The organism is Actinophytocola sp., assembly GCF_045807065.1.
GTDB lineage: Bacteria > Actinomycetota > Actinomycetes > Mycobacteriales > Pseudonocardiaceae > Actinophytocola.
Genome location: NZ_JBJMIE010000437.1, coordinates 1 through 10,726 on the forward strand (window position 1 = coordinate 1; position 10,726 = coordinate 10,726).

Below are 10,726 nucleotides of genomic sequence, written 5' to 3' on the forward strand. Positions count from 1 at the left end.
CTCGGGATCGACTGCTACGGGTTCGCGCCGCTGTACGTGCCTGCGGGTTTCGACCTGCAACGCATGGCACACGGCGTGGACGAGCGGGTGCCGGTCGAGGCCTTACGCTTCGGCGTGAACGCCCTGGACAGGTTCCTGTCGACGGTGTGAGCGGTAGTGGTAGTGGGCGGCATCGGTGTACCCGGCGCGCTGGTAGAGGCGCCGGGCACCCGCGTTCTCGGCGCGGACCTGCAGCCATGACCGCGTGATGCCGCGTTCCCGTCCCGAGGTGAGCAACCCGGCGAGGACGGCCGCCCCGAGCCCACGCCGCCGCATGTCGGGCCGCACGGCGAGGCAGTACAGCCCACCCCACTCCCCGACCAGCGCCAACCGCCCGACCGCGGCGGCCCCGCGCGCGTCGCGGATGGTGCCGTAGAGGGCAGGCCCGCCGCCGAGGATCTTCTCGGCGACGGCAAGCGCGGCGGCGTCCCCGCGCCCGTCGACGGCCCACCAGAGCCCGAGCCACGCGGCGTCCGCCGCCTCGGCGACGTCGACCTGGTGCGTCCCGAGGGCCGCGAGCACGATGTCGACCACGGCGGTCTGGACGACGGTCGGCGAGCCGGACGCGTACCCCCGCGCGTCGAGGACCCGGTCCAGCTCGGTGTCCTGCTCCCCGACCTGGAACACGACCGGCAGTCCCCGGTCGGCATAGAGCTTCTCGACCTGCTCCAGGGCCGCGGTCATGTCGGCGGACGCGGCCAGCGGCAGCACGGAGTTGGCACGCTGCGTCACGCCTCCCGAGAAGCGGGCGAGCCACCCGTCCACGGGGATCTCCTCGATCGCGGGCCATCCCGCACGCATCAGCTCCTCGAACACGTCACGAGAGTAACCATGCACTCAACTGAATAGTCATTCCTACCTAGCCGTCGGTGTAGTCGCCTATATAGAGTTCTCCATATGCCGCGCATGACGTTGCAAACCCAGGCCGTGCTGGCCGTCCTGCTGGCACGCGAGACGTGGGGCTTCGAACTGAGCAAGGAAAGCGGCCTACCAGCGGGGACGATCTACCCGATCCTGCAACGCCTGACCACGGCCGGCTGGGTGACGAGCAGATGGGAACAGGCGGAAGCGGCCCAGGCGGAGGGCCGCCCGCCACGGCGGTACTACGCGCTGACGACCGAGGGCCGCGCCCGCGCCATCAACGCCCTGACCGAGTCCGCCCGGCATCGGACCCGCCTGACGGGCCTGCTGTCCCCGGAACCGGGAGGTGAGCAGGCGTGACCACCTCCGCAGGCCCAGCGGCGGACCGGGATCGACCGACCACGACCGCCCCGCCGCTCAACAGCTCTCACGCCTCCGGATCACGGAACCCAGGCGGCTGGCGGCAAGATGGTGCCATCTCCACCGCCGGGCCTCCCGGCAACACCGTCGGTTCGGACGATGCAGGCCTCTCGTCGCCGAGTTCCGTCTCGCCTGGCCCGCGGGATCCAGACGTTCGCCCGCGACACGGCGCCCCCTCGACTGCCGAGCCGCCCACCGACAGCCCACACGCGCTCGACCCAGGCGACTGGCGACGAGGTGACACCACTTCGCGGGCCGAACCACCCACGAACAGCCCTGACACTCCCGGCTCGGATGGGCAGGTGAATCGTCCTGTTCGTTTCGGTGGGAAGGGTGTGGGGCCGCTCGCCCTCGTAGGTGGGGGTGGCGGTGCGGTGGGGCTGGGCCTCGCGGTGGGTGGGAGTGGGTGGGTGGCGCCGGTGGTCTTCCTTGTCGTGGTGGTGGGGGGTGGCGTGCGTGTCGGGCGGCCGTGGCTCGGGGTTGGGCTGGTGGTGGCCACCGGGGCGCTGCTCGCGGCGCCCGACGGCGCGGTTCGGGTTCTCGGGTCCGTGTGGTTGTGGGTTGCCGCGCTCGTGGGGGCGGCCGCCCTGGTTCGGGGGGTTCGGCGGTGCCTTCCCGGCGGGACGACCTTGCTCTGGCACCTCGCCTGGCTGCTGCCGCCCGGGGAGCGGGAACTCTGGCGCGCCGAGGTTCGCTCGGTCCTGCATGCCTGCGCGTCGAACGCCGAAGCGCGGCGTCAGGTCCTCGGGTTCCTCACGGCGGTGCCGGCCACCGTCGCCACGAGTTGGCGGGTTCGCCGGTGATCCGGCTTGTCGGGGTGGCCAAGCGGTACGGGCGCGGGCCGTTCGTGGTGGCCGGGGTCGACGCCGAGGTCCGGGGCGGCGAGGTGCTCGTCGTTCACGGGCCCAACGGGGCCGGCAAGTCCACGCTGCTGCGGCTCGTCGTCGGGAGTCTGGCGCCCACTCACGGGCGGGTGCTGGGTCGGCCCGCCACCGTCGGCTACGTGCCCGACCGGTTTCCCGCGCGGCTGCGGATGCCCGCCGGCGCGTATCTCCGGCACATGCAGCGAATACGGCCAACGACTACGGGAAATCCCGCCGCGCTTCTCGAGCGCCTCGCCTTTCGCGGCGGGCTCCGCACGCCGATGAGCCGGCTGTCGAAGGGCAACGCGCAGAAGGTCGGGCTCGCCCAGGCCCTGTGTTCCGGCGCCCCACTACTGGTGCTCGACGAGCCGTGGTCCGGGCTCGACGCCGAGGCCCGGCCGGTGCTCACCACCGCCCTCCAGCAGCTCGTCGCCGGCGGTGTCGCCGTGGTGGTGAGCGACCACACCCGCACGGCGGAGACCCTGGTCGGGCACCGGAGCGTGCTCCTGCACAGCGGCGGGCTCACCGACGCGAACGCCGGCCCCCGCACGGTCGCGGTCACCGTGCGCTGCGCCCGTCCCGATCAGGCCGCCGAGCGGTTGAGCGGGTTCGGCGCCGTCGAACGACACGCCGGCGAGCTCTCCCTCCGGGTGCCGCCCGGTGACGTCGACGCCCTGCTAATCGCGGCCCTGCGCCTGGGGTGCTCGGTGCGGGAGGTGCGCGAATGCGTCGACTGACCGGGCTCGTGCGGTATCTCGGCGCGGACCTCGTGCGCTCCCAACGGTTTCTGCTGCCGGCCTTCCTGTACGTCCTCCTTCTCGCGCCACTGTTCAACGGCGACCCCGGGCCGCCGCCCGAACTGTGGATCGTCACCGTCCTCGTGCTCTACCCCGTCTCGTGCTGGCTCGCCGTGACGGTCGCCAACACCGAGGACCCGACCCAACGGCAGGTGACGATCGCCGCCGCGGGCGGACCCGGACGGGTCGCCGCCGGCGTCCTGCTGACGTGCCTGCTCGCCGACGCCGCACTCGCCGCCATCGCCGTGTGCTGGCCCGTGCTGTCCACGCGGTACGCCTTCCCCGCCCCGGTCGTCGTGGCCGGCGCGCTCGCCCACGTCGCGGCGGCCGCCACCGGGACGGCGGTCGGCCTGCTGTGCGCCAGGCCGGTCATCGACGGCATCGGCTGGAGCGTGGTCGCCGGCGGGGGCGTCGTCTTCCTCACGGCGACCCAGATGTGGCTCCCACCCATCGGCCTGACCGTCCGCGCACTGGACGCCGAGACGACGACCCCCGGCGCGACAGCAACCCTCGCGGCCCAAGCCGCTCTCGGCCTCGCGCTGTCCGCCCTGGCCGCCGCGGCGACCGTGGCCGTGCACAACCGGCGTTAGGAGGCGACCGGCGCGGTCTCGGCGAACTGGGTTCGGTACAGCTCCTCGTACCTCCCTCCCGCGGCCAGCAGCGACTCGTGCGTGCCGCGTTCGGCGATGCGGCCGTCCTCCACCACGAGGATCTGGTCGGCCGCCCGCACGGTCGACAGGCGGTGGGCGATCACCAGGGCGGTGCGCCCCGACAGGGCCTCCGCCAGGGCCTCCTGTACCGCCGCCTCCGAGGTCGAGTCCAGGTGGGCCGTCGCCTCGTCCAGGATCACCAGTCGCGGTTTGGCCAGCAGCAGCCGGGCGATGGTCAGGCGCTGGCGTTCACCGCCCGACAACCGGTAACCGCGCTCCCCCACGACCGTGTCCAGGCCGTCCGGCAGGGCGCGTACCAGGGTGTCCAGGCGGGCACGGGTCAACACCTCCCACATGTCCGCCTCCGACGCCCCCGGCGCCGCGAACAGCAGGTTGGACCGCACCGACTCGTGGAACAGGTGACCGTCCTGGGTCACCATGCCCATCGACTCCCGCAGCGACGCGAACGACACGTCCCGCACGTCCACCCCGGACAGCCGGATCGCCCCGGCGTCCACGTCGTACAGTCGCGGCACCAGCGACGCGATGGTCGACTTCCCCGCCCCGGACGACCCCACCAGCGCCACCAGTTGACCCGGCTCCACCCGGAACGACACGTCGTGCAGCACCTCGACCCCGCCCCGCGTGTCGAGCTTCGCCACCTCCTCCAGCGACGCGAGCGACACCTCCGACGCCGCCGGGTACGCGAACGACACCGACGAGAACTCCACCGACACCGGACCGTCCGGCACCGACACCGCGGCCGGACTCTCCTCGATCAGCGGGCGCAGGTCCAACACCTCGAAGACCCGCTCGAACGACACCAGCGCGCTCATCACCTCCACCCGCGCCGAGGCCAGGGACGTCAGCGGCGCGTACAGCCGCGTCAGCAGGAACGCCAGCGACACCACCGCTCCCGCCTCGAGCGTGCCGGCGAACGCGAACCACCCGCCGACCCCGTACACCAGGGCCAGCGCGAGCGCCGACACCAGCGTCAGCGCCGTCACGAACACCGCCTGCGCCATCGCCGTGCGCACGCCGATGTCCGCGACCCGCCGCGCCCGCGCCGCGAACTCGGCGGACTCGTCGGCGGGCCGGCCGAACAGCTTCACCAGCGTCGCGCCGGGTGCCGAGAACCGCTCGGTCATCTGCGTGCTCATCGTCGAGTTGTGGTTGGCTGCCTCGCGTTCCAGCCGCGCCAGCCGCGCGCCCATCCGCCGCGCCGGCAGCACGAACACGGGTAACAGCACCAGCGCCAGCACCGTGATCTGCCACGACACCCCGACCATCACGGCCAGCGTCAGCACCAGCATCACGATGTTCGACAGCACCCCGGACAGCGTCGAGGAGAACGCGTGCTGCGCGCTCACGACGTCGTTGTTCAGCCGCGACACCAGCGCGCCGGTCCGGGTGCGCATGAAGAACGCGACCGGCATCTTCTGCACGTGGTCGTACACCGCCGTGCGCAGGTGCAGGATCAGCCCCTCACCGATCCGCGCCGACAGCCACCGCGCGACCACCCCCAGCACCGCCTCCGCGACGGCGATCACCGCGATCAGCACGGCCAGGACCACGACCAGCCGCAGCGACGACCGCGCCACGATCGCGTTCACCACCCAGCCGGCGAGCACCGGCGTGGCCACCGCCAGGACCGCCGTCACCACGCTGAGCAGCAGGAACCACGCGAGCAACCGTCTGTGCGGGCGCGCGAAGCGGCTGATCCGGCGCAACGTCGCCATCGAGAACGGACGGCGGTCGTCCGTCGCGTTCACCGTGTTGTAGAGCGACATCCACGCTGTGGTCTCCATGTCCATGACGGCACCCTCGCACGATCCACCGACAATTACGGATCGACGCCAGGACCTGGACCGAAGTGGAGGTCAAGTGCGCGGGACGCCCACCGGGTTCGGCGAGGGCACCAGTCCCGACGCCCACACCGCGTCCAGCGCGGGCGCGAGCACCGACACCACCTCCTCCACCGGCACCGCCGACAGACCGCCCTGCCAGGCAAGGGAATCCGTCGTCTCCTCGACGGAGTCCAGCAGCTCGACACCGGCCGGGGTGAGCCCCTCCGAGGTCAGCAGTCCACGCGCCACCAGCGACGCACGGGCCTCCGCCCACTCCTCGGGCGACCAGCCGCGGATCTCCCGCATCCCCTCCGGCGGGAACCCGTTGCGCGCCAGCTGCAGGTGCGTCGCGTCGAGCCCGGACAACCCGGCCGTGGCCAGAGCCGCGACGTGCCCGTCACCGCGGTGCTCCCGCAGCGTCGTCGCCAGCTGGAACACCGCCGCGACCGGGTCCTCCGGCAGCGGCAACGCGGCGTTCGCGCTTCCCAACGGCCGCCCGGTCGGCTCGAACGAGGCCGCCGACAGCAGCGGCAGCGCGGCCGCGCACGCGTCGGCCGGCACCCCGATCCCCCGCAGCACCTCGACGCCGAGCGCCGAGCGGGCCGCCAGGCAGTCCGCGGCCGACGCGCGCGACCACGCGGACGGCAACGACCGGGCCACCATGTCCGGCCCGAACACGCCGAAGATCCCCACCACGGCCGGCGCCGACACCGCACCCAGTGGCGCGGAACGGAACGCGAAGTAGGTGTCCCAGTAGCCCCGCAGCCCGATCGCCTTGCCCGCGGCGCGGCACTCCGGCGCGAAGTAGGTGACGGCGTGCAGTGGTTCCAGCGTGGTCCAGAGTCGACGCGCGGCGTGCATGCCCCCATTCAATAGGATCGCACCGGTGATGAGTGCCCGAGGTTTCCTCTCGTCGTTCGAGAACACCGATCCGCCGCTGACCTGGATCGACGCGACCGACCTCGACGCCACTGGCGCGCCGCGTGCCGCGGGCGCCACCATGAGCACCCGCGAGGGCGGGGGTCCCCGGAAACCGGCCACCGCCAAGCCGAAGGTCGGGTTCACCGGCCTGCGTGCCCTGCGCTACGCCGGCACGCACACCGCACCCGGCCCCGGCAGCGCCACCAACAGACTGTTCCTGCTCGAGCTGCCGGTCACCGAGGACACCGTGCTGTCCTACGTCATCTTCCCCGAGTTCACCGGCGACGACTTCGCCGGCACGTACGTCGCGCTGGACCTCGCCTTCGACGACGGCACCTACCTGAGCGAGCTGGGCGCCCGCGACCAGCTCGGCTTCCCGCTCACCGCCCGCGGTCAGGGCGAGTCCAAGGCGCTCACCCCGAACCAGTGGAACCTGCGCAGGATCCGGCTCGGGGCCGTCGCGAAGGGCAGGACCATCGCGCGCGTCCTGCTCGCCTACGACAACCCGAACGGCCCCACCGAGTACGCCGGCTGGCTCGACGACGTCGCCATCACCGAGCGTCCGACCCAGCCCGAGCGGCGCCCGGTCGACCACGTGATCACCACCCGCGGCACCGACTCCACCAAGGCGTACTCCCGCGGCAACACCATCCCCGCCACCGCCGTCCCGCACGGCTTCACGTTCTGGACCCCCGTCACCGACGCCGGCGCGCGGGGCTGGCTCTACAGCTACCACCGTCACAACGACGACCAGAACCTCCCCGCCCTGGAGGCACTCGCCGCGAGCCACCTGCCCAGCCCGTGGATGGGCGACCGGCAGACCTTCCAGATCCTGCCCTCCGCCGCCCCGAAACGGCCCAGCTCGCGGCGCCGCAGGCGCAAGCTCACCTTCCGGCACGGCAACGAGCTGGCCCGGCCGCACCACTACCGGGTGCGGTTCACCAGCGGCATCGTCGCCGAGATCGCGCCCGCCGACCACGCCGCGATCCTCCGGTTCACCTTCCCCGGCGAGGACGCCAACCTCGTCTTCGACAACATCACCCGCCACGGCCGGCTCACCCTCGACCCGGTGGCCGGCGTGGTCACCGGCTACTCGGACGTCCGGAGTGGACTGTCCGAGGGCGCCGGCCGGCTCTTCGTCCACGCCACGTTCGACCGCACCATCTCCGCGACCGGCCGGCTGTGGCGGGGATTCTCCCGCAAGGTCGCCGGCTACCTGAGGTTCGAGCCGGACCTCACCGGCCCGACCGTCGTCACCATGCGCGTGGCCACCTCGCTGATCAGCGTGGCGCAGGCGAAGAAGAACCTGTGGCTGGAGATCCCCGACCACGACACGTTCGAGACCGTCCGCGACCGCGCCGCCGACCAGTGGGACGCCCTCCTCGGACGCGTGCGGGTGGACGGCGCCACCGAGGACCAGCTGACCACCCTGTACTCCAACCTGTACCGGCTCTACCTCTACCCCAACCGCGGCCACGAGAACACCGGGACCGACGAGGTCCCCACCATCGCCTACACCAGCCCCGTGAGGCCCGCGGCCAGGAAGGACACCCCCACCCACACGGGACGGACCGTCCAGGCGGGCCGGATCTACGTCAACAACGGCTTCTGGGACACCTACCGGACCGTGTGGCCGGCGTACACGCTGCTCACCCCGAACCACGCCGGCGAGCTGATCGACGGGTTCGTGCAGCAGTACCGCGACGGCGGCTGGATCGCCCGCTGGTCCTCCCCCGGCTACGCGGACCTCATGACCGGGACCAGCTCCGACGTCGCGTTCATCGACGCCTACCGCAAGGGGGTGCGCGACTTCGACATCCGCTCCGCCTACGAGGCCGCGCTGCGCAACGCCACCGTCGCCCCGGACCTCGGCGGCGTCGGCCGCAAGGGCATCGACCGCGCGCTCTTCCTCGGCTACACGCCGACCTCGACCGAGTTCGGCCTCTCGTGGACGCTCGAGGGCTGCGTCAACGACTTCGCGATCGCGGCCCTCGCCGAGGAGATGGGCGACGCCGAGAGCCACGAGTACTTCACCAGCCGCGCGCTGAACTACGTGCACGCGTTCGACCCCGGGACGGGATTCTTCCAGGGCCGCGACGAGAAGGGCCGGCCTCGGCACGCGCCCGACAGGTTCGACCCGCGGGCATGGGGCGGCGACTTCGTCGAGACCAACGGCTGGAACACCGCGTTCAGCGTCCCGCACGACGGCGCCGGTCTCGCGAACCTCCTCGGCGGTCGCGAGGCACTGGCCGCCAAGCTCGACGAGTTCTTCGCCACGCCGGAGAACGGACGCGACCGCGGCGCGTACCGGCGCACCATCCACGAGATGACCGAGGCCCGCGACGTCCGCATGGGACAGTACGGCCACAGCAACCAGCCGTCCCACCACATCATCTACATGTACGCCTACGCGGGCGCCGCGTGGCGGACGCAGGAGAAGGTGCGCGAGGTCCTCTCCCGCCTCTACGCCGACAGCGAGATCGGCCAGGGCTACTGCGGCGACGAGGACAACGGCGAGATGTCCGCGTGGTGGCTGTTCAGCGCGCTCGGTTTCTACCCGCTGCGCGTCGGCAGCCCCGAGTACGTCATCGGCTCACCGCTGTTCCGGCACGCGGTCGTGCGCATGGACAACGGCAACGAGCTCGTGGTCAACGCGCCGAACAACAGCCCGGAGAACGTGTACGTGCAGGGGCTTTCGGTCAACGGCCAGCCGTGGGACCGGGTCCACCTGCCGCACGAGGTGCTCGCCGGCGGCGCGACGCTCGACTTCCGCATGGGTTCCCGGCCGTCCACCTGGGGCTGCAACCCCGACGCGCTGCCGCCGTCGCTCACCCCGGACGGCGAAGTGCCGATCCCCCTGCGGGACATCACGAACACGACCGGCGGCCACGGCGAGGGCAGCGACGGCATGGACGTGGCCGCCCTGTTCGACGACACCAGCCGCACGCAGGTGACGTTCAGGACGGCGACCCCGTGGCTCGCCTACCAGCTGCCACACAGCGGAGCCACGGTCCGGTACTACACGCTGACCTCCGGCTCCCGCGGCGACGACCCCCGCTCGTGGACGCTGCGCGGCTCCGCCGACGGTGCACGGTGGACGGTCCTGGACGAGCGCACCGGCGAGCGGTTCCGGTGGCGCCGCCAGACCCGGGCGTTCAGGGTCGCCAACCCCGGCGCCTACCGGCAGTACCGGTTGGACGTCACCGAGAGCGCCGGTGGCGAGCCCGTGACGCTGGCCCAGGTGGAGCTGCTCGTATGACACAGGGCGCCTCCCCGGAAGCGGGAAGGCGCCCTGTGTGCGGAAGAACGTCAGGCGCGGCGCGACGCCTCGAACTGCTTGGCCGGGCCGGTGAGCACCAGCGCCAGCGAGATGATCGGCATGACGACGAGCAGGATCGCGATGATCCCGCCACCCAACGCCGCCAACCACACGATGCACAGCACGATCTGCAGGCCGGCAGCGATGACCATCAGCTTGCCTGCCGTGCCACTGAGCGTCTTGATTCCAGCCCAGATCAGCAGACCCGCGCCCACCAGGCCCGCGATGGCCACGATCCACCCCAGGGCCAGTAGTCCCTTGTCCACCTTGACGCCGAACTTGGCCTCGGTCTCCCCGACTTGGCTGGACACCGCGCCGAAGATGACCAGCGCGAAGATCGTGCAGATCAGCGTGATACCCGCCTGCACGAAGGCCAGCACCGCCGCCGCGGTGACCCCACCGGGTCGGGTCACCGGACCACTGCTGTGCTCCGGTGGCGCCGGCGGCATCGCGCCGTAGCCCGACTGCCCCTCGTTGAAGTCGCCCGCGGGCTGCTGCCCGTACGGCTGTGACATTGTTGTTTACCCCTCTCGCGCGGCTTCAGTGTCCGCGACGTGACTGCAGGAACTGCGTTGTGGAACCACCCAACGACATGACGAGCGTGATCGTCGGCATGATGGCGAAGAAGATACCGACACCGATTACGATCCCTTTACCGGTGTCGACGATGTCGATGCCCCCGGAGTCGATCGCCGCGATCCGGATGATCCACGTGAGGCAGATCACGATCTCCAGTGCGGCGCCGACGACCAACAGTGTGCGGCTCTTCCCGCCCATGATCTGCACGCCGCCGGCGATCAGCAGTGCGGCGCCGATGACCTGGGCGATCACCAGGATCCACGAGAACGCGAGGTCACTGCCGTTCGCGTTGTTGTTGTCCCCGCTCGCGAGGCCGATCAGGATGAGGATCGTCGGGATGAGCGTGATGCCGGCCTCGACGTAGCCCAGTACGGCGGCCGCGGTCACGGTGCCCGGCCGCGGGATCGGACCCGAGCTGTACTCGGGTGGC

Annotated in this window: 10 protein-coding genes; 5 read left to right on the forward strand and 5 right to left on the reverse strand. The window is 71.7% G+C overall.

Features of this window, described 5'->3' with window-relative positions; translation table 11 throughout:
- Positions 1 to 102 precede the first annotated feature (102 nt).
- Positions 103 to 855: a GNAT family N-acetyltransferase gene (locus ACJ73U_RS25755; protein ID WP_407780282.1), complete on the reverse strand. Its 753-nt coding sequence runs from the start codon at positions 853 to 855 to the stop codon at positions 103 to 105.
- A gap of 90 nt (positions 856 to 945) precedes the next feature.
- Here ACJ73U_RS25755 and ACJ73U_RS25760 point away from each other — a divergent pair, with 90 nt between their 5' ends.
- The 4 genes from ACJ73U_RS25760 to ACJ73U_RS25775 all read left to right on the forward strand — a co-directional run bounded on the left by ACJ73U_RS25760 (position 946) and on the right by ACJ73U_RS25775 (position 3,570).
- Positions 946 to 1,260, forward strand: coding sequence for a PadR family transcriptional regulator (locus ACJ73U_RS25760; protein ID WP_407780283.1), 315 nt, complete (start codon positions 946 to 948; stop codon positions 1,258 to 1,260).
- Between the two features lie 479 nt (positions 1,261 to 1,739).
- Positions 1,740 to 2,123, forward strand: coding sequence for a hypothetical protein (locus ACJ73U_RS25765; protein WP_407780284.1), 384 nt, complete (start codon positions 1,740 to 1,742; stop codon positions 2,121 to 2,123).
- On the forward strand, positions 2,120 to 2,920 hold the full coding sequence (locus ACJ73U_RS25770; protein WP_407780285.1) for an ATP-binding cassette domain-containing protein: 801 nt from the start codon (positions 2,120 to 2,122) through the stop codon (positions 2,918 to 2,920). Before ACJ73U_RS25765 ends, ACJ73U_RS25770 begins: the two co-directional genes overlap by 4 nt.
- Entirely contained in the window at positions 2,908 to 3,570 is a 663-nt protein-coding gene (locus tag ACJ73U_RS25775; protein WP_407780286.1) for a hypothetical protein, read from the forward strand. The genes ACJ73U_RS25770 and ACJ73U_RS25775 overlap by 13 nt, the downstream gene beginning before the upstream one ends.
- Here ACJ73U_RS25775 and ACJ73U_RS25780 read toward each other — a convergent pair.
- Together ACJ73U_RS25780 and ACJ73U_RS25785 are read right to left on the reverse strand one after the other, a co-directional pair.
- Positions 3,567 to 5,420 (reverse strand): ABC transporter ATP-binding protein, encoded by a 1,854-nt coding sequence (locus ACJ73U_RS25780; protein ID WP_407780291.1) that lies wholly within the window; start codon positions 5,418 to 5,420, stop codon positions 3,567 to 3,569. The two genes, ACJ73U_RS25775 and ACJ73U_RS25780, sit on opposite strands and share 4 nt — an antisense overlap.
- 90 nt (positions 5,421 to 5,510) lie before the next feature.
- Entirely contained in the window at positions 5,511 to 6,338 is an 828-nt protein-coding gene (locus ACJ73U_RS25785; RefSeq protein WP_407780287.1) for an SCO6745 family protein, read from the reverse strand.
- A 28-nt stretch (positions 6,339 to 6,366) separates the two neighbouring features.
- On the opposite strand from ACJ73U_RS25785, the gene ACJ73U_RS25790 reads away from it, so the two are divergent.
- Positions 6,367 to 9,657 (forward strand): GH92 family glycosyl hydrolase, encoded by a 3,291-nt coding sequence (locus ACJ73U_RS25790; RefSeq protein ID WP_407780288.1) that lies wholly within the window; start codon positions 6,367 to 6,369, stop codon positions 9,655 to 9,657.
- A gap of 50 nt (positions 9,658 to 9,707) precedes the next feature.
- Here ACJ73U_RS25790 and ACJ73U_RS25795 read toward each other — a convergent pair whose 3' ends face one another.
- A complete protein-coding gene (locus ACJ73U_RS25795) occupies positions 9,708 to 10,232 on the reverse strand; it encodes a hypothetical protein (RefSeq protein ID WP_407780289.1) in 525 nt (174 codons plus the stop codon).
- Positions 10,233 to 10,257: 25 nt separating this feature from the next.
- Positions 10,258 to 10,726, reverse strand: a 469-nt coding sequence (locus tag ACJ73U_RS25800; protein WP_407780290.1) for a hypothetical protein, incomplete at its 5' end; no start/stop codon positions are given.